This window comes from Chromobacterium violaceum ATCC 12472 (assembly GCF_000007705.1).
Taxonomy (GTDB): Bacteria; Pseudomonadota; Gammaproteobacteria; order Burkholderiales; family Chromobacteriaceae; genus Chromobacterium; species Chromobacterium violaceum.
This window is the reverse complement of record NC_005085.1, coordinates 2,572,627-2,591,440: the sequence shown is the minus strand read 5'-3', so window position 1 is coordinate 2,591,440 and position 18,814 is coordinate 2,572,627. Positions and strand designations below refer to the sequence as shown.

Annotated in this window: 15 protein-coding genes; 6 read left to right on the top strand and 9 right to left on the bottom strand. The window is 64.1% G+C overall.

Annotated elements, in window-relative coordinates; all coding sequences use genetic code 11:
* Window positions 1-4: 4 nt before the first annotated feature.
* From CV_RS11760 to CV_RS11745, 4 genes are all read right to left on the bottom strand, one after another.
* Window positions 5-733 carry a pseudouridine synthase gene (locus CV_RS11760; RefSeq protein ID WP_011135953.1) on the bottom strand — a complete coding sequence of 243 codons (729 nt, stop codon included), beginning with the start codon at window positions 731-733 and terminating at the stop codon, window positions 5-7.
* Between the two features lie 129 nt (window positions 734-862).
* Window positions 863-1,489 carry a hypothetical protein gene (locus CV_RS11755; RefSeq protein ID WP_011135952.1) on the bottom strand — a complete coding sequence of 209 codons (627 nt, stop codon included), beginning with the start codon at window positions 1,487-1,489 and terminating at the stop codon, window positions 863-865.
* A 100-nt stretch (window positions 1,490-1,589) separates the two neighbouring features.
* Window positions 1,590-2,636 carry a DNA-binding protein gene (locus tag CV_RS11750; protein ID WP_147296139.1) on the bottom strand — a complete coding sequence of 349 codons (1,047 nt, stop codon included), beginning with the start codon at window positions 2,634-2,636 and terminating at the stop codon, window positions 1,590-1,592.
* Between the two features lie 528 nt (window positions 2,637-3,164).
* The gene (locus CV_RS11745) at window positions 3,165-4,577 is read right to left on the bottom strand and encodes a hypothetical protein (RefSeq protein ID WP_043596152.1); all 1,413 of its coding nucleotides are present in this window, start codon (window positions 4,575-4,577) and stop codon (window positions 3,165-3,167) included.
* 669 nt (window positions 4,578-5,246) lie between these two features.
* On the opposite strand from CV_RS11745, the gene CV_RS11740 reads away from it, so the two are divergent.
* Together CV_RS11740 and CV_RS11735 are read left to right on the top strand one after the other, a co-directional pair.
* The gene (locus CV_RS11740; RefSeq protein WP_011135948.1) at window positions 5,247-5,942 is read left to right on the top strand and encodes a response regulator transcription factor; all 696 of its coding nucleotides are present in this window, start codon (window positions 5,247-5,249) and stop codon (window positions 5,940-5,942) included.
* A complete protein-coding gene (locus CV_RS11735) occupies window positions 5,939-8,302 on the top strand; it encodes an ATP-binding protein (protein ID WP_011135947.1) in 2,364 nt (787 codons plus the stop codon). The genes CV_RS11740 and CV_RS11735 overlap by 4 nt, the downstream gene beginning before the upstream one ends.
* 16 nt (window positions 8,303-8,318) lie before the next feature.
* On the opposite strand, the gene CV_RS11730 is transcribed toward CV_RS11735, so the two are convergent.
* Window positions 8,319-9,392 carry a response regulator gene (locus CV_RS11730; RefSeq protein WP_043596149.1) on the bottom strand — a complete coding sequence of 358 codons (1,074 nt, stop codon included), beginning with the start codon at window positions 9,390-9,392 and terminating at the stop codon, window positions 8,319-8,321.
* 190 nt (window positions 9,393-9,582) lie between these two features.
* On the opposite strand from CV_RS11730, the gene CV_RS11725 reads away from it, so the two are divergent.
* From CV_RS11725 to CV_RS11710, 4 genes are all read left to right on the top strand, one after another.
* A complete protein-coding gene (locus tag CV_RS11725; protein ID WP_011135945.1) occupies window positions 9,583-10,347 on the top strand; it encodes a response regulator in 765 nt (254 codons plus the stop codon).
* A gap of 79 nt (window positions 10,348-10,426) precedes the next feature.
* Window positions 10,427-11,224 carry a type I methionyl aminopeptidase gene (gene map, locus CV_RS11720; RefSeq protein ID WP_011135944.1) on the top strand — a complete coding sequence of 266 codons (798 nt, stop codon included), beginning with the start codon at window positions 10,427-10,429 and terminating at the stop codon, window positions 11,222-11,224.
* A 45-nt stretch (window positions 11,225-11,269) separates the two neighbouring features.
* Window positions 11,270-12,358 (top strand): tyrosine-type recombinase/integrase, encoded by a 1,089-nt coding sequence (locus tag CV_RS11715; RefSeq protein WP_011135943.1) that lies wholly within the window; start codon window positions 11,270-11,272, stop codon window positions 12,356-12,358.
* Window positions 12,359-12,429: 71 nt separating this feature from the next.
* Window positions 12,430-13,695: an Hsp70 family protein gene (locus CV_RS11710; RefSeq protein ID WP_011135942.1), complete on the top strand. Its 1,266-nt coding sequence runs from the start codon at window positions 12,430-12,432 to the stop codon at window positions 13,693-13,695.
* A gap of 65 nt (window positions 13,696-13,760) precedes the next feature.
* Here CV_RS11710 and CV_RS24325 read toward each other — a convergent pair whose 3' ends face one another.
* From CV_RS24325 to nusB, 4 genes are all read right to left on the bottom strand, one after another.
* Window positions 13,761-16,655 carry a DNA translocase FtsK gene (locus CV_RS24325; protein ID WP_011135941.1) on the bottom strand — a complete coding sequence of 965 codons (2,895 nt, stop codon included), beginning with the start codon at window positions 16,653-16,655 and terminating at the stop codon, window positions 13,761-13,763.
* A gap of 133 nt (window positions 16,656-16,788) precedes the next feature.
* Window positions 16,789-17,295, bottom strand: a complete 507-nt coding sequence (locus tag CV_RS11700; RefSeq protein WP_011135940.1) for a phosphatidylglycerophosphatase A family protein — start codon at window positions 17,293-17,295, stop codon at window positions 16,789-16,791.
* Window positions 17,279-18,226 (bottom strand): thiamine-phosphate kinase, encoded by a 948-nt coding sequence (gene thiL, locus CV_RS11695; protein ID WP_011135939.1) that lies wholly within the window; start codon window positions 18,224-18,226, stop codon window positions 17,279-17,281. Before thiL ends, CV_RS11700 begins: the two co-directional genes overlap by 17 nt.
* Window positions 18,227-18,294: 68 nt before the next feature.
* A complete protein-coding gene (nusB, locus tag CV_RS11690) occupies window positions 18,295-18,744 on the bottom strand; it encodes a transcription antitermination factor NusB (protein WP_011135938.1) in 450 nt (149 codons plus the stop codon).
* Window positions 18,745-18,814: the final 70 nt, after the last annotated feature.

Sequence of the window (18,814 nt, the reverse complement as noted above, 5' to 3'; positions counted from 1 at the left end):
CAGGTCAGAACTGCTCGTCGTCGCGCAGATAGCGCCACTGCCCCGTCGGGAGGTTGCCCAGCTTGACTTTCCCGATCGAGATGCGTTTCAGGCCGACCACGCGCAAACCGACCAGTTCGCACATCCGGCGAATCTGCCGCTTCTTGCCTTCGCGCAGCACGAAACGCAGCTGGTCTTCGTTCTGCCAACCCACCTTGGCGGGCAGCAGCTTCTTGCCGTCAAGCTCCAGGCCATGGTTGAGCAGCGCCAGGCCACTGGGCGTCAGCTCGCCCTCCACGCGCACCAGGTATTCTTTCTCCACTTCGGAATGTTCGCCGATGAGCTGCTTGGCGATGCGCCCGTCCTGCGTCAGCACCAGCAGGCCGACGGAGTCGATGTCAAGGCGACCGGCGGGCGCCAGGCCGCGCAAGTGCGATGGCTGGAAGCGCTTGCGGCTGCCATCCTCGGCCCAGCGATTTTCCGGCTTGATCAGCGCGGCGGCGGGCAGATAGCCGTCCTCTGCCTGGCCGGAGACGTAGCCCACCGGCTTGTTGAGCAGGATGGTCACGCGGGCCGATTGGGCATCCTGCGCCTTCTTGTCGATCTCTATCTGATTGTGCGGCAGCACTTTCTGGCCCAGGACGGCGACTTCTCCATCCACCTTGACCCAGCCCTGCTCGATATAGCTGTCAGCCTCGCGGCGCGAGCACAGCCCCAGCTCGGCCATGCGTTTAGACAGGCGTACAGGTTCCATTTGGTCTTTCCGTAATGAAAAAGCGGGCTCCGGACGCGCGTTCGCGCGTGGAGACCGCTATTGAATCGACCATTATTGTATGAGATTGCCGCCCGCCTGACCATGCGCGGCGGCAAATTAGACGCTGCCTCAGGCGGTCATCGCCGGCGAAGGCGGCGGATTGGCGGCGGCGCTGCCCGCTTGCGACGGTGCCGGAACGACCTGCGGCGCGGGACTGCCGGCTTCACGGGATTTCATGCCGACGTAGGTCGCGCTGCTCAGGCCAAGCACGGCCAGCCAGCTGGCGTCTATCGGGTAGAAGCCTTGCATCTGCACGGATTTGTACAGGAAGGCGACACCTATCCCGGCATTCGCCAGCAACGCCTGGTAGCGGTGTATCGACACGCCCTGGCCGTCATCCAGCACATCCTGCAGCCAGCCGCGGGAGCGTTGCAGCGTCGCCGACGCGCCTCCTGCCGGCGCGTCGATCAGCGCCGAGGTGCCGGAAGTGGCCACGCTGATGCCCAAGAGGCCCAGCAACTCCAGCGTCGGAGCGGGCAGATTGCCCGTGGTCAGCAGCAGCCATCCCGAAATCACCATAACCAGAAAAGTCCACCAGATCAGCTGGCTGCGCGCCAGGCTGAAAGTCTGTTGCCCGATGGCGAGGCCCGGAGGAAGCTGGCCGCGATCCCTCAGCACATCGGTTTTCCAGACCACGGCGGCAAACAGCGCGATGACAAAGGCAGAATACAGTACGGCATAGGCTTGCAGAGTCATTTCAGCTCCTTGCTGTGGAAGGTTGAAACTCATTCAGCATAGCCAAGCCCATGTCCTCGCCCCGCGATTTCGCCCCATTCCGATGGACAGGTGCGACGATTCAGTCGACGAGCCTCTCTTTCAGCCACGCCCGCAGCGGCTGCTCGGGCGCCGGCCTCTCCCCTGCCTCCCAATCCTCGCAGGCGCGCCCCAGCCGTCGGAGCCATTCTTGCTCCGACCTTTCCTCCAGGCGCGCGCACTGCGCGGCCAGCGCCTGCAACCGGACATTGCCGGCATCCAGCGCCTGTTGGCGTTCCAGCGCCTCTCGACGCAAGGCATCCTCCCTCTGGGCCAGCAGATCCAGCCTGGCTTGCAGTCCGCCGTTCTCTCGCTCGCGCTCCAACAGCCTCTCTTGCCACAGGGCCTCCACCTTGGCGGCGTCCTGTCTTGCCTGAGTCAAGGCGTCCTCCAGCTTTTGCAGCTGCAGCTTCATGTCCTGGCGCTCTTCTTCCACTTGCTGGTACAGACGCACTCGCAGTCCCTCAAGCCGCTCATAGGCCAGCGTCTCTTTTCGCTCGGACTCCTCTCTTGCCGCCAGCAATTGCCGCTGATGCTCGCTCTCCAACTCCTCCAGGCGGGCCGCCGCCAGCTTGCGCTCCCGTCCCAACTCTTCCCGCGATTCGGCGGCCGCCTCCAGCAGCGCCGCTCGCTCTTTCTCCAAAGATTGCGTCAGCAGCTTCTCGCGTTGCAGCAGGCTGTCCAACTCCACCTGCCGGGCGGCGCGCAGCTCCAGTTCGTGTCGCAGCGACTGGATCTCAGCCTCGGCCGATTCGTTCTTGCGCTCCGCTTCCTGAAGCCTCTTCCCAAGGGCTGCGGCCTCCGCCTCGGCCTCTTCGCGGACCGTCGCCAGCTGCAGATCCGCCTCATCGCAGGCTTTTTGCCAGACCTGGTCGAAAGCTTCAGCCAAAGCCGGCGGCCAATCGGGACGGCGCGAGGAGATGGCCACCTTGCCGAGAAACTCTTGCCTCCAGCTCTTCAACGTATTGTTGATGGTGGTGTTGGAGCCGCTGCCAAGACGTGCGCGGACATCCGCCACCGTCGGCCAGTTACCCTCCGCCACCATTTCGAATGCCGCTTGGCGTATGCGCGAATAAATATCGACCGTCACTTGCCTCTTCCCTGAACACTTCAATTGGCTTGGAGTGTAGCAGATACAAGGCGGTAAATATATTACGTATTACATGATTAAATTATCATTCTGGTAAAATTTTTCCCATAATTAAACTTATCGGAATATTTGTCTGGAAATATGGTCGAATTGCAGGCTAAGCACAGCCCGATGCCATCTTGCCCTTCCTGGTCGCTTAGAGCGCTCCGCAGTGAAATTCACACTTAGAGCGGCCAACAAAATCAGTTTCACGGCTGAGGCAAGGCGCGCCGACGCAGGCAGCACTTGAGTACGACAAGTCGGCGCAACACCGCATCAGGAATTTTGTTAGCCACTCTTAGGCGACCTTGAGGGCTTCGATGTCGAGATGAGCCTCGGCCAGCAATTTCTTGAGGGGAGCGTTCTCGGCTCCCCTATCTCGGGCGCACTGGAGATTCGAGGGCGAGCGGAACCTTTCGGCAAGCTTCCTTGACGGCTCGCCGTACAAACCGCCCCCTCCCGCGCAACGGAAAGATCGAGCCCCTCTTCTTATGGCAAGCTCACGACATTCGCGTGCAAATTCACCTTCACCACCGGAACGGGCTTGCCGTCGGGGGAAACATATTTCTTGGCCATTTCCTTGGCCTTGAGAAAGTCATCGTCGTAAAACAGGCCCTCGGAGTTCGCGCTCCAGAAAAAAGCCTCGATCTCCGGAATGTCGGCCGCCTGCCATGGCTTGACTATCAACTCATTCCAAGGATCATCCGAGGCCTTCAGATTGGTAGCCGAAACCTGAATGGCAGCCTCGAACTGACTCGCGTCATGCACGCTGAGCGAGCATTGGCGAAGCGCCTCCTCGCCGTTGCGTCGATAAGGATATTTGGCGAGGAAGGCAGCCGTCCATTGCGCCGCAGACGCGCCTGCCCTGATGCCCAGCACTCTCGAGCAAGAACTGAGATCCGCCTGGCTCATCTGAGTTGCCGCGTCGCTGCACAGAAAGTTCGCATGGTCCCGATGGTAATTCCCGCCTTCCCCCCACGCTGAATTCGCGTCGCGCGGGTAAATGCACTTCAGCCAGTTTTCGCCCAGATCCGCGGTCGGTTTCAAAATAAGCCCTCGCCCCGCGCCCGACATCAGGTGCCGGGTTCTCGTATCCGCCCGGACAAAATAATGAGCAGCGACCGACGCGCTGGCCCAAGGGGAAAGATGGCTTGTCGATCTCATGATCAAACCGGAGCACAGCCAAGCAGGTTTCTTATCGCCACGCTCATCAAGGCCGCAGTCATGAACCGCATGATTGAGGCGTTTATTCAGCCTCGCGACGACATCGGCGCTTTCAGCATACGGGTTGCGGATGGGCACAGAGGCTTGAGAAATAACCTTGTCAGCCAACGCGCCTTGAGGGATATCCTCCCCACCTGCAGTATCAAGCTGGAATACAGGGTAAGCCTCATGATGGGCCGCCTCTTCCGTAGCTTGCAACTTCAAGGCGTAATCCAGGTTTTGCCCTGTAGACATTTGGCTGCTGGGCACGTAAAAAATCGCCTTTTCCTTGTCCGAGACCCACAAAAGGCCGTAAACCGGAGCTTTATGGCTGTTCAAGCCTTTGAAAACAGGGCTTGCCTCCCGCGTGAACAATACGCCGTCTTTCGACATGTAAATCGACACCAGATTATGATCCGAAGCGCCTGGCGTGAAGAAATCCAGATGGACAGGAATGCGCTTTTGAAATGCGTCCATCAAGGCGTTCTTGTCAAAAGCGGCCTCTGTTCTGGCCTGTTTATTGATAAAAGCGCCATGGCTCAAGTCTTGCGCAGTCCTCAATAGATGGGGTCTTTCATCCTTCAATGCCTGATCGCCGCCAGCATGGGCGAACGCGCCAGACCCGCTGCCGAGCAGCAACGCGATGGGCCAACCCAGGCAAGCCAGCTTGCGGCTTCCGCCTCTCTGAAAAAGGGACATTTTCCACTCCACAGTTATTCAGGAATAAGCAAGCCAGCGCAGCCGATCCCCATGCCGCGGACAACTCGCATCACCTCATCTCAACTCATCGGATTCACGCTTTTAAAACTTGGGAATGAAGCGTGCAGGCATCATAAAGAATGCATTTTCCGGAGCGCGCCATTCACATGGAATTCAGAATCAACCCTGAAATCCGGCACGACCAAAGTGCGCGAAGTTTTGCCGCGGGCGGAAACCATTGGACGGATAAACCGGCAGATCAACGTAGCCGCAAGAAATGAGGCAAGCCCTGTTCGAGAAAATTGGCGCGGCGGCGCCAGGTCCGCCTCAGCGCGACCCTCTCGGCGCCAGCCCTACGCGCGCTGCCGAGAATGCGAGCCGGTCCTTCCCGAGGCAGAAGCAATGGACCCGCGCCCCCTCTCTCCCCGATCGAAGCCTGGACTCCCCGCCCAATCCTGCTCGCGGCCTCGCTGCAGGCCCTGTTACGAACCCAATTCGCCATCCCGCGCGCGCCGAGCGTAAAATCGGAGCCACTCGACCGACACATTGGCATCGATCCGCTCAAGCGATCGTACTTTCCCTGGACAGCCAATATCGTCGACAATGAAACCAGACATAGACAGTCAATACAGCGAGCCGCGCCACACCGTCCCCTCCCCGAGAGCCGTCATGAACCTCACCTCATCTTCTACGGAACAAGCGATCCGTGTCATTTTGCTGGATGACCACCTGATGGTTCTGCATGGGCTCGGCAGCCATCTGGAGAACGTGCCCGACATCAGCCTGACCGGCAGCTTCTCCTCCAGCGGCCAATTGATGCGCACGCTGGCCGGTGCCGCGGCGCCCCTGGCGGATGTCGCGGTGATCGATTACGCGCTGAGACCGGACGACGTGGACGGACTGAACCTGATCCGCGCGATGCGCATACGCTTTCCCTGGCTGCGCATCCTGGTGATGTCCGCCTATTACACCCCCGCCACCGTCGCGCTGGCCATGCGCGGCGGCGCGCATGGCTTCATCGGCAAGGAACAGGGCATGAGCGAGCTGATTCTCGCCATTCGCCGGCTGGCGGCCGGACAAACCTATCTGAGCGAAGACATGCGCGAAGCGATGCCGCAACAAAGCGGCGAGGCCTCCATTCCGTCTGACGCGCTGCCCAATCTGCTGGACCATCCCGATCTGTCTCCCCGCGAGCGGGAAGTGCTGCGCTGCTGTTTGCTCGGTTTGTCGGTCAGCGAAATCGCGGTCAAGTTCTCTCGCAGCATCAAGACGATCAGCAATCAGAAACAATCGGCGCTCAAGAAGCTGGGCCTGCGCAGCGACAACGAGCTATTCCTGCAACAACAACGGCTGGAAGGGCAATGAGGCTGTCAGGGCTGCATCGATGGCTGCTGGCCATGTCGCTGGCGTTCTGCTCCGGATCGAGCGTGGCCGCGAGCCCGTTCAACGCAGGAGAGCAAGCCTGGCTGGCCAACCATCCTGTGGTTCGCTACGCAATAGATCCCCACGGCTGGCCGATAGAATACCTGGACGACGGCGAGCACAAGGGTCTGACCCAGGAGTACCTGCAACGCATCGCGGACATCACCGGCATCCGGTTCCAGCTGGTGCAGGTGCAAAACCGCCACCAGGCGATGGGCTTGATGCTGAGAGGCAAGCTGGACCTGCTCACCGCGACCTCCCCCAGGCTGATCCCGCCGCCGTTCAACAAGCAGATCCTGTTCAGCGATCCCTACTTTTCCGGCAGCACACTGCTTGTCACGCGCGCGGACAAGCCCATCGTGTTCGATCCGGCCAAGCTGTCGGGCAAAACCGTGGCCGTGGAGCAAGGCGACCCGTACGAATACTTCCTGCGCGAGCACTATCCGGAAATCAAGATCGTCCAGACCACCACCCCGCTGGGCGCGCTGGACGCCGTCGCCGATGGGGACGCCTATGCGGCGGTCGGTCTGGACGCCATTCTCCAGAGCGTGATCCAGCGACGCTATTACGGGACACTGCACATCGCGGGCAGCGTCAGCGAGATGCCGCGGCTGGTTTCGATGGCGGTCAGCCTGCAGCAGCCGATGCTGCGCGACATCATCAACAAATCGCTCGGACAGCTGACCGCCGAGGACACCGACAACATCCTGTACAACTGGCTGCGCACCACCGACTACGGCACGCCGACCGTGGGTTCCATCGTCCGTCACTACTGGATAGAGCTTTCGCTGCTGGCCGTCGCGCTCTGCCTGCTGCTGCTGTTCGCCCAGCACGCCCGCTCCGCCAAGCGCGCGGCCCAGCGCAGCGAGGCTGAGAAATCGATGTTTCTCGCGATGATGAGCCACGAGATACGCACGCCGCTGAACGCCGTGCTGGCCTCGGTCGAATTATTGCGCGGCAGCATGCTGCCGCCCCGCGAACGGGAGTTGGTGGCTTTGGCCAACGCCTCGGCAGTGAATCTGCTGGAGCTGCTGGACAACGTTCTGGACATCGCCAAGCTGGATGCCCACAAGCTGATGCTTGAGCCGGTCCTGGTGGACATGGCGGCGCTGGCCAGCGGCGTGGCCGGCATCTATCGCCCCTGCGCCGAAAAGAAGGGACTGGCGCTGACCACCCAGTTGTCGGGATTGGCGGGCCTGCGCGTATGGCTGGACCCCGTGCGCATGCGACAAATATTGAGCAACCTGCTCAGCAACGCCGTCAAGTTCACCCATCAGGGCGAGATTCTGCTGCGCGTGGAACTGCTTCCGGGCGACGCCGGCAGCGGAACCTTGCTGATCATGGTGCAGGATACCGGCATCGGCATCGCACTGGAGCAGCAAGGCAGGTTGTTCACCGCCTACGCCCAGGCAGGCGACAGCCGGCAGGGGTACGGCGGCTCCGGGCTGGGATTGGTCATATGCAGGCAACTGGTTGAATTGATGGCCGGCAGCATTTCGCTGTCCAGCCTGCCTGGATGCGGCACCACCATGACGCTGAGGCTGCCGGTAGAGTGGGAGCCGGCGCCGGCGATGGAGCCTCCCCAGGCCATTGAGCGTCGCCCCGGACTGCTTCAGGCCTATGACCCGATACTGGTGGTGGAAGACCAGCCGGCGAATCGCTTCGTGATCGGCCAGCAACTGGAAACGCTGGGCTTTCGCTCGGTGATGGCCGAAGATGCCCCGGCGGCGCTGGCCCTGCTGGATCAGGGCGGCCGCTTCTCCATGGTGCTGCTGGACTGCAACCTGCCAGGCATCGACGGCTATGAGCTGGCCAGACGCTTGCGCCAGCATCCGGCCCTGCAATGGCAGCCCTATCTGCCCATCGTCGCGATCTCCGCGACCACCGGCATCGAGCACCAGCAACGCTGCCTGGAAAGCGGCATGGACAGCTGCCTGTCAAAACCTCTGCAGCTGGCCCAGCTGGAAAACATCCTGGCGCTGTGGCTGGACCACCACCCGGCGGGCGAGGTCCACGAAAGCGCCGCGATCCATGGAGAGAGTTTCGACGCGGTGTTTCGCCGCAGCGCCGGCGAGGATGTCTCACGGTTTGGACTGGCGCTGTCCCAGGGAGACTGGAAGCAGGCCGATCATTACGCGCACCGCCTGCATGGCGCGGCGCTGAGCGCCGGCCGGTCGGAACTGGCCGCCACCGCGGAACGGATGCAGAACGCCCTGCGTGACGCCCAGCCGGATCAGGCCTTGCTGCGCGCCCTGCAGGAAGAGGCCGACTGCCTGCTGAACGCCGCTCCGCCTTCGCCATGAGCGCCGCAGCGGCGCGCTAGCGTCCCGCATCCGTCAGGCGCAGGCTCAACAGCTCCAGCTCTCTCATCTGCCGGCCAAGCAGCCTGTCCAGCGCGGCCTGCGCCTCGCACGCCACGGCCAGCAACGGCGCCGCCTGGGCCTCGCTGACGCCCATTGCGGCCAGCAGGTCCTCCTGTTGCGCCCTCATCGCGTCCAGCAGCGCGCGCGCGTCGTACTGGCTGGCGCGCTGGTTCGCGGCGATCGCGGCCAGCGTGTCGCGGATCTGGTCCAGGCGGTCAGGCCGGCCATCCCGGATCATTCCGTTCGCCCGCTCCGCAGCGCCTTCCGCCATCAAGGCCAGGTAGTCCTTCAACTTGCCGCAGCGTTCTTCGTCGTCAACAGGCATATTGTTGACCAGCAAGGAAATCGGCCCGTAGTTGAACGCGCAGCGGCTGTCATAGCTCACGATCCGTTGCGGCTCCGCCGACAGATCCTGCAGCAGCAGCGACTCCAGCTGGCTGTCGGGCGCCGAGCTCAGCGTTTCCACCTTTCCGTCGTCGCGGAACTGCACCGCCGCGGCCAGGCCGAACTCGCCCAGCGCGTCCAGCGTGATTTGCATCAGTTGGCCTGGATCGGCCGCCTGGAACAGCCGGCGGAAATACTGCAGACAGATGCCCAGCGCGCTGCTGTCCGTCATGGCCGACATCGCCACCGACATCGCGCCCTGCGCCTGGCTTTTCAACTCATGCATCTCGCGCCGATAGCGCAGCGCCTGCTCCACCTTCCGCGTCAGCTCCTGGGGCTGAAGCGGCTTGCTGACGAAATCCTCGCCTCCCACGCTGTAGGCGGCCAGACGCTTGACGGGGTCGCTGTGCGCCGATACGAAGATGATGTACGGCTGGGACGGCAGATTCAGCTGGCGGATGCGGCGGCAAGCCTCGTAGCCGTCCATGCCTTCCATCTCGATGTCCAGCAGCACGATTTCCGGCTGCTCCTCTTCCACGGCACTCAAGCCTTCCTCTCCGGTCACCTTGCAAGTCAGCCTCAGCTCCGCCTCGAACAGCATCTGCATGATCTGGTGGGCGATCGGGTCGTCATCGATTACCAGCATCCTGTGTTTTTCCATTTCATCCCCCCTTTCGCTTGACTAAGCTTGAACTTGCGGAGCGCACGCCCCGCGACCGCAGCGATATCCCGGTATTACAGCTATAGCTCTTCCATCGGCGCGCGGCACCCGAGCCTGCATGATGCGTGCGGCATTTTCATACCCGAAACGAAACGCGCGTGCCGCTGGAGGATCTATGAAGCAAGGGGATTGCGCTGGCGCGAAACCGTCCAGGCTGAGCGTCCTGCTGGTGGATGACAGCGAGATCAATCGCTTGTTCGTATCCAGCCTGGCTGAAGATTTGGGGATTGCCCTGGATTGCGCAAACGATGGCGCCGAAGCCGTGAGGCTGCTTAGAGATCACGGCGGGCGCTATCAGCTGGTTCTGATGGACCTGCAAATGCCCGTGCTGGACGGATTGGGCGCGACCCGGACCATCCGGGAGGAATTGCAGCTTGGGCTGCCCATCATCGCGCTGACCGCCAGCGCCGATCCGGAGCAGAGGGAAAATTGTCGCCGGGCGGGCATGAACGGTTTCCTGCTCAAACCGGTGGAGGGCGAAAGACTGTCGCAACTGATCGACCACTATCGCGCCTGCAACGATGCCAGCGGGGAATACGGCAAACTGAAGCTTGGCACGCTGGACTTGTTGCACCGCGCCTCCGCGGCGCGCCTGTCCAGCACTCTTCGTGAGGCCGTCGCCACCTGTCGGGAAGAATTCGATCAGGCTTGCCAGCAGTGGCGGGAAGGCGACGCGGAGGCTGCCGCGCGGCTGATTCACCGCTACCGCGGCTCGCTGGGCACCTTCGCCCACGACGGCTTCGTGCGGCAGACGCTGGATCTTGAGCATGCGGTGCGGCAGGGAGAAAAAGACCTGGAATCCCGTTTCGACGCTTTTCGCGCGGAACTGGACGAGCTGCGGCGCCAGCTTCAGCTGTGGATGGAGAGCCGGGCCGACTGAAATTCGCCGCCGCGTGCCCCGGGAGCCGCATTTTGATAGAATTACGTCTCATTAGCCGCCAATCATCGCAAACCCACTCATGAGCATACAAATCAAAGACGCGCAGGATATCGAGAAGATGCGCATCGCCGGCCGCCTGGCGTCCGAAGTTTTGGATTTCATCACCCCGCACATCAAGCCCGGCATCACCACCGAGGCCATCGACAAGCTGTGCCACGACTACATGGTCAACGTGCAGGGCACCATTCCCGCCCCGCTGAACTACGCGCCGGACGGCCACAATCCTTATCCCAAGTCGGTATGCACCTCGGTCAACCACGTGATCTGCCACGGCATCCCCAATGACAAGCCGCTGAAAAACGGCGACATCATGAATCTGGACATCACCGTGATCAAGGATGGCTACCACGGCGATACCAGCCGCATGTTCTTCGTCGGCGACGTCAGCCCGCATGCCAAGCGCCTGAGCAAGATCACCTACGAAGCCATGTGGAAAGGCATCGAGAAGGTGAAGCCGGGCGCCACGCTCGGCGACATCGGCTACGCGGTGCAAAGCTACGCCGAAAGCGCCGGCTACAGCGTGGTGCAGGAATTCTGCGGCCACGGCATCGGCAAGAAATTCCACGAGGAGCCGCAGATCCTGCACTACGGCCGTCCGGGCACCGGGCTGGAGATCCAGGCCGGCATGATCTTCACCATCGAGCCGATGATCAACCAGGGCAAGCGCCATCTGCGCATGCTGGCCGACGGCTGGACCGTGGTCACCAAGGACCGCAGCCTGTCCGCCCAGTGGGAGCACACCGTGCTGGTCACCGAAACCGGCTACGAAATCCTCACCCAGTCCGCGGGCACGCCGGACAAGCCGAGCTTCAAATAATCTTCCAGGCCGTCCGCATCCGCGGCGGCCTTCTTCCGCTCAGCCATGCTGCCAGATGTTTTCCGCGCCGATACAGGCTCCCGTTCGCTGATACAAGCCCAGTCCGACGCCCAGGCGGTGCTGACCTGGCTGGCCGAGCATGCCGATCGTCCCGCCACCTTGGCGGCCTACCGCAAGGAAGCGGAGCGCCTGCTGCTGTGGCTGGCCCCTCGCCGGCAGACGCTGGCCCAGGTCAAGCGCGAGGATGTGCTGGACTACCGCCGTTTCCTCGCCTCGCCCCATCCGGCCGAACAGTGGCTGGGGCCGGCGAGGCCGCGCAGCCATCCCGACTGGAAACCGTTCAGCAAGCCGCTGTCTCCCGCCAGCGTCGAGCACAGCCTGACTGTGCTGGGCGCGCTGTTCGCCTATCTCAACGACGCCGGCTACTTGAACGGCAACCCATTCAAGCTGCTGCGCCGGCGAGGCGCGAGGAAGTCGGCCCAGGAAATCGAGCGTTTTCTGGACGCCGATTGCTGGCGCCATCTCCAGGCCACCTTGAACGGCCTGCCGCGCGGCAGCGACAGGGAAATCCGCCACGCCGAACGCGCGCTGTGGCTGTTCACCCTGCTCTACCTGACCGGCGCGCGCCGAGCCGAAGCCGCCGCCGCGCGCGCCTGCGACCTGGCCCGTCGCAACGGCAACTGGTGGTGGCATGTGGTCGGCAAGGGCGGCGTGTCGGCGCGCATTCCGCTGTCGGACGAATTGATGGACGCGCTCGCCCGCTATCGGTTGAGCCTGGGACTGCCGCCGCAGCCTGCGGCGGATGAGGATACGCCGCTGGTCTGCCGCGTCGGAAGCAAAGGCCAGGCGAAGCCTCTGTCCGACAAGGCGATCTACCTGGTCTGCAAGGAAGTGTTCGGCCGGGCGCAAGCCGCCGCGCCCAATGAGGATATCCGCGCCAAGCTGCGCGCGGCCAGCACGCACTGGCTGCGTCACACCGCCGCCAGCCATCAGCTGGAAGCGGGCGTGCCGCTGCTGCTGGTCAGCCAGAACCTTCGCCACGCCAGCATCCAGACCACCCGCCGCTATCTGCACAGCGAGGAGGACGCCCGTCACGAAGCCAGCCGCCTGCACAAGCTGAAGCGCGATTCCTGAGCGTTTCGCCCTTCCCTTTCCGCGCCATTCCGCGTACCATCGCGCCTCTTTTATTTTCAAGGAGATGCTAAGTGACTGATCAAACTGCCGCCCGCGCCTGCGGCATAGACTTCGGCACCTCCAACTCCACCGTGGGCTGGCTGCGGCCCGGCCATGACACCCTGTTGCAGCTGGAAGACGGCAAGATCACGCTGCCCTCGGTGGTGTTCTTCAACTACGAGGAAGACCACTCCCGCTTCGGCCGCGCCGCGCTGGCCGAATACATAGACGGCTTCGAGGGCCGGCTGATGCGCTCGCTGAAGAGCCTGCTGGGCTCCAGCCTGATCGACAGCCAGACCGAGGTCCAGGGCAAGGCGCTGCCGTTCCGCCACCTGCTGAAGCTGTTCATCCAGGAATTGAAGCTGCGCGCCGAAGGCGCCGCCGGCCGCGAATTCGAGCAAGTGGTGCTGGGACGCCCGGTCTACTTCGTCGACGACAACCCACAGGCCGACAAGCTGGCCCAGGACACGCTGGCCGACATCGCCCGCCAGGTAGGCTTCAAGGAGATTTCCTTCCAGCTGGAGCCGATCGCCGCGGCGTTCGACTACGAATCCAACATCCAGAAGGAAGAGCTGGTGCTGATCGTCGACATCGGCGGCGGCACCTCGGACTTCACGCTGATCCGCCTGTCGCCGGAGCGCCGCAGCCATGCCGAGCGCCGCGACGACATCCTGGCCACCGGCGGCGTGCACATCGGCGGCACCGATTTCGACCGCCAGCTGAGCCTGCACGGCGTGATGCCCTTGTTCGGCTTCAAGACCCGGCTGCGCAACAACGCCGAGATGCCGTCCAGCCAGTACTTCAACTTGGCCACCTGGCACACCATCAACTTCGCCTACACCCGCAAGGCCTGGATGGACCTGCAGGACGTGCACCGCGACGCCGCCGAGCCGGAAAAGCTGGACCGCCTGTTCAAGCTGATCCAGGAGCGCGCCGGGCACTGGCTGGCGATGGAAGTGGAAGCCGCCAAGATCGCGCTGTCCGACCGGGACAGCCACCGCCTGGCGCTGGACGCCATCGAGCGCGGTCTGCACTGCGACCTGAGCCGCGCCGATTTCGAGACCAGCATCAGCGCGCTGCTGGACCGCGTCGGCGGCACCGTCGGCAAGCTGCTGGCCGATTCCGGCCTCAAGGCCCAGGATGTCGACACCGTGTTTTTCACCGGCGGCTCCAGCGGCGTGCCGGCGCTGCGCGACGGCATCCGAGCCTTGCTGCCCAATGCCCGCCACGTGGAAGGCAATCTGTTCGGCAGCATCGGCAGCGGCCTGGCCATCGAGGCGAAAAAGCGCTACGGCTGAGCCTGCCAGGCTTGCAATGAAAAACGCCGCGAATCATCGCGGCGTTTTTTTATGGAGACAGCCGTTCAGAAATCCCGCTGCGGCACCAGCACCGTGCGGTTGCCGTTGCTCTCCATCGGGCTGACGATGCCGGCGGCCTCCATTTCCTCGATCAGCCGCGCGGCGCGGTTGTAGCCGATGCGCAGGTGGCGCTGCACGCCGGAGATGGACGGTTTGCGGGTGCGCAGCACGATCTCCACCGCCTCGTCGTACAGAGGGTCGCTTTCCGTCGCCGCCTGCGCCTTGGCCGTGGCGTCGGCCGAAGCGTCGTCGGCCTCGCTCTCGCCGGTCAGCAGGCCTTCCACATAGTCCGGCTCGCCGAACTGCTTCAGATGCTCGACCACCGCATGCACCTCGTCGTCGGTGACAAAGGCGCCGTGCACGCGTTGCGGATAGCCGGTGCCCGGCGGCAGGTAAAGCATGTCCCCCTGGCCCAGCAGGCTTTCCGCGCCCATTTGGTCCAGAATGGTGCGGCTGTCTATCTTGCTGGACACCTGGAACGCGATCCGGGTCGGAATGTTGGCCTTGATCAGGCCGGTGATCACGTCCACCGACGGCCGCTGGGTGGCCAGGATCAGGTGGATGCCTGCGGCGCGGGCTTTCTGCGCCAGGCGGGCGATCAACTCTTCGATCTTCTTGCCGGCCACCATCATCAGGTCGGCGAACTCGTCCACCACTACCACGATGAAGGGCAGCGTGTCCAAGGGCTCCGGGGTTTCCGGCGTCAGGCTGAACGGATTGGCGATACGCTGGCCGCGCTCCGCCGCCTCCCGCACCTTCTGGTTGTAACCGGCCAGGTTGCGCACGCCCAGCGCGCTCATCAGCCGGTAGCGGCGCTCCATCTCGCCGACGCACCAGTTCAGCGCGTTGGCGGCCAGCTTCATGTCGGTGACCACCGGCGCCAGCAGGTGCGGGATGTCGTTGTAAACCGACAATTCCAGCATCTTGGGGTCGATCATGATGAAGCGGACTTCTTCCGGCGTGGCCTTGTACAGCAGCGACAGGATCATCGCGTTGACGCCCACCGACTTGCCGGAGCCGGTGGTGCCGGCCACCAGCAGGTGCGGCGCCTTGGCCAGGTCGGTCACCACCGGCTCGCCGGTGATGTCCTTGCCCAGCGCCATCGTCAGCCTCGACGCGGAATGCTGGAACACATCGGCGGAGAAGATTTCCGACAGCCGTATCATCTGCCGCTTGGGATTGGGCAGCTCCAGGCCCATGCAGGTCTTGCCGGGAATGGTTTCCACCACGCGGATGGAGGCCAGGCCCAGCGCGCGCGACAGGTCCTTCATCAGGTTCACCACCTGGTTGCCGCGCACGCCCACCGCCGGCTCCACTTCGTAACGGGTGATCACCGGGCCGGCGTACGCATCCACTACGCTGACCTTGACCTTGAACTCGGCGCACTTCTCCTCGATCACGATGCCGCGCTCGATCAACTCGTCCTGGTTGCAGGTTTCCATGGCCGCGTCGGCCGGACTCAGCAGGTCCAGGCCGGGCAGCATGGAATCGTCGTAATTGTGGCGGAGCGGAGCGGCTTCCGCTTGCGGCGCGGGAGACGGCTCGGGCCCGGCGGCGGCCTCGACGGGTTCTGCGGCAGCCGGCGTCGCCGGCGTTTCCTCCATCAGCACCCAGGGCATGGGATTGCTTGCCAACTGGGCCGCCGTGGCAGCCAGCGTCGGCATTACCGGCTCAGGCAGCACGGTTTGCTGAATGATGGCGGGGCTCTCGTCCTGCTGCACCAGCACGTCGCGCGTTTGCGGCCAGCGCCACGGGGTTCGGGCCGCAGGGATAGCGTCGGAAACAACCGCGCCTTCTTCTGCTTGGGGCGCGGACTCGGCGTGGATGCGTTCAAGCGGCGCCGCCGGCGCGAACGGCGCGCCGCGCGCGGCTAAATCGGGCGCAGGTTCCGCCGGCTTCGAATCTTCGAATTCGGCATCGGCCACCGCAGACGCCGTCGCCTCCGGTCCACTGATTTCAGGCCACGGCTGTGGCTCAACCTCCGCGGCATCGAGAGGCCGGATGACGACTGCGTCAGACGCGGCGTCAGGCTCGGCGGCAATGGGCTGCGGGTTTGCCGGCTCCGACGGCGGCAAAACGACAGGGGCGGGCTCCGTCTCGACGGTTGGCTTGCGAACCGGCTCCTGCTCCGGCTTGCGCCATGGCTCCAGTATCACCAGCGGCTTTTCCGGCTCCGGCCTGGGCTCCGGCTTCTCGCGCGGGATGGAAACCAGCTCCACTCTGGGCAGCGGCGCGGCTGGCGGCTGCGGATGGCGGCGATGCGCGTGCAGGCTCGCCACCTTGGCGCGCACCTCGCTGCTGCCTATCGTCGGCAGCTCGCCCTCGCTCCGCTCGCCGGGCTCCACGCCCCTCACGCGCAGGCGGCGGCGGTAATCCTGCCGCATATTGCTCTGCATTTCGGACAGGCCGATGACCGGCAGGTCCTGCTGCTTGCTTTGCGGCTGCTGGCGGGTTTTCCGGCGATATTCGCGCGACAGCTCCAGCATCGGCAGCTCGGCCGGCGGCTCATGGCTGGCTGATTGCGGGCGCTTGGGCAGGATGATGGTCTCGCGCGGCCGCTCCTCAGGCGGCGGCGCCTCCCGCCGGGCCTGCGGACGCGGCTGAGGGATGCGGACAGGCTCAGGCTGTTCGCGGCGCGGGGCCGGCTGAGCTTGAAGCGCGGGCTCGGCGGCTTGCGCCTGCTGGTCCGGCTGCTCTGCGGCTTGCGCGACAGGCGGCCCTTCGCCTGCCGGCGGGTGCTGCGACGCCTCGGCGAAGTAATCGGGCTGGTAGCGCTCGCTGCGCCCCTCCACGCCAAGCAGGCCATCCAGCTTGCGCATCAACTGCGGCATCTTGCCGCTTTTCACCAGCCAGCCGGCCGCGGCCAGCGCTGACAGCAATAGTACGACGACAACCCACACGGTCGAGAACCCCGGAATCTAGCTGCCCGCGGCGAAGCGCGGGCGTGTTTTTCATGGCAGCGCGCTGGACTCAGCCTAGCGTCAAACTGTCTGTCACTTTAGGATCCGATTGTAACTGTTTTATGCGTTCGCATCACAGCCAATGCCAGATCGCAGCCTGCGCGGCCAGCGCGAACAGCGCGGCGATCACATCATCCACCATCACGCCGAAACCGCCGCCGACGCGCTGGTCGAACCAGCGTATCGGCCAGGGCTTGACGATGTCGAACAGGCGGAACAGCGCGAACGCCAGCATCCAGCCGGCCCAGCTTGCCGGCGCGAAGGCCAGCACCATCAGCATGCCCACCACCTCGTCCCAGACGATGCCGCCGTAGTCGTGCACCCCCAGCGCGCGGCCGGTGACGCCGCAGGCGTAGACGCCGATCAGGAACAGCGGCAGGCACAGCGCCACCAGCATCCAGCCATGGATGCCCAAGGCCAGCAAGGGGAAGAAGACGGGATAGGCGACCAGGGTGCCCCAGGTGCCCGGCGCCTTTTTCATCAGGCCGCTGCCGAAACCGAAAGACAGCAGATGGATAGGGTTGCTCAACAGAAAACGCCAGTTGGGCGTGATTCTTGGTGCGTCAGCCAAAATGGTCATAGCCTTTCTTGTCCAGCGTCACGGCTTGCCCGGCGCCATCCAGCAACAGGCCGCCCCGCCCGTCCAGCACGCGGCCGATGCGGGTGGCGCGGCAGATGCCGGCGGCTGCGGCCTCGATGGCGGCGCGTCGCGTCGGCGGCGCCGTGAAAACCAGTTCGTAATCGTCCCCGCCCGCCGCCAGGCAGGCGAGGAATTCCGCTCGGCGGGCCTCCAGCGCGGGATGGGACGGCAAGGCGTCCGCCCACACTTCTCCGGCCACGCCCGAGGCAGCCAGGATGTGGCCGAGATCGGCCATCAGACCGTCGGACACGTCGGCGGCGGCATGCGCCAGCGGCAGCAAGGCGTCGCCCAGCGCCAGCCGCGGTTGCGGGTATTCCAGTTTGTGCGTCGCGGCGGCCAGCAGTTCCATATCGTTTACATTCAGCCAGCCCAGCCGCTGGCGAACCGCCAGGGCGCCCAGGCCCAGTTCGCCCGACACCCAGATGTCGTCGCCGGGTTTGGCGCCATCCCGGCGCAAGGCCTGGCCGGCCGGCGTCTCGCCGATGATGGTCACCGACAGCGTCAGCGGGCCGCCGGTGGTGTCGCCGCCTATCAATTCCACGCCATGGGCGTCGGCCAGCGCGAAGAAGCCGGCGGCGAATTCAGCCACCCAGGCTTCGTCTGCGCGCGGCAAGGCGATGGAAAGCAGCGCCCAGCGCGCGCGCGCGCCCATCGCCGCCATGTCGGACAAATTGACTGCCAGCGTTTTGTGGCCCAGCGCCCGCGGCGACACGTCGGCGAAGAAGTGCCGCCCCTCCACCAGCATGTCCGCCGACAAATGCAGGTCAAGGCCTGGCGTCGGCCGGACGATGGCGGCGTCATCGCCGACGCCCAGCAGGACGGATGGCGCGCCGCGCTTGAAATAGCGGCCGATCAGTTCGAATTCGTTCATGAGCTTCTCACGCAAAAACACCCGCCGCGGCGGGTGTCGTCGACAGCGGCACGCCTGCGGCGTCCAGCTCAGTCCTGTTTGCGGCGCTGTTTCTGCGCCAGCACTTCATCGCCGCGCACTTCGGCGGCGAGCTTGTCCAGCACGCCGTTGACGAATTTGTGGCCGTCGGTGCCGCCGAAAGTCTTGGTGATCTCGATGGCTTCGTTGATGATCACCGGGTACGGGGTTTCCGGGCTTTGCGTCAGCTCCAGCGCGGCCATCAGCAGCACGGCGCGCTCCACCGGGCTGACCTCGTCCTCGGCGCGCTCGTAGTAGCGGCCGACCTGGGCGGACAGCAGCTCAACATCCTTCAGCACGCCGTACAGGATGCTGCGGAACAAGGCTTCGTCGGCCTTGGCGAAGTATTCGTTCTCGCGCAGGTGTTTTTCGATCAGCGAAGCCGGGCGATCCGGATTCAGCTCCCATTCATAGATGCCTTGCACAGCGAATTCGCGGGCGCGGCGACGGGCGGTTTTCATGGTGGCGATTCCTTGAAAGAGCAAGGGAAGCGGCGCGACCGCCCCGCTTCCCGTTGGACGACTGGCGGCG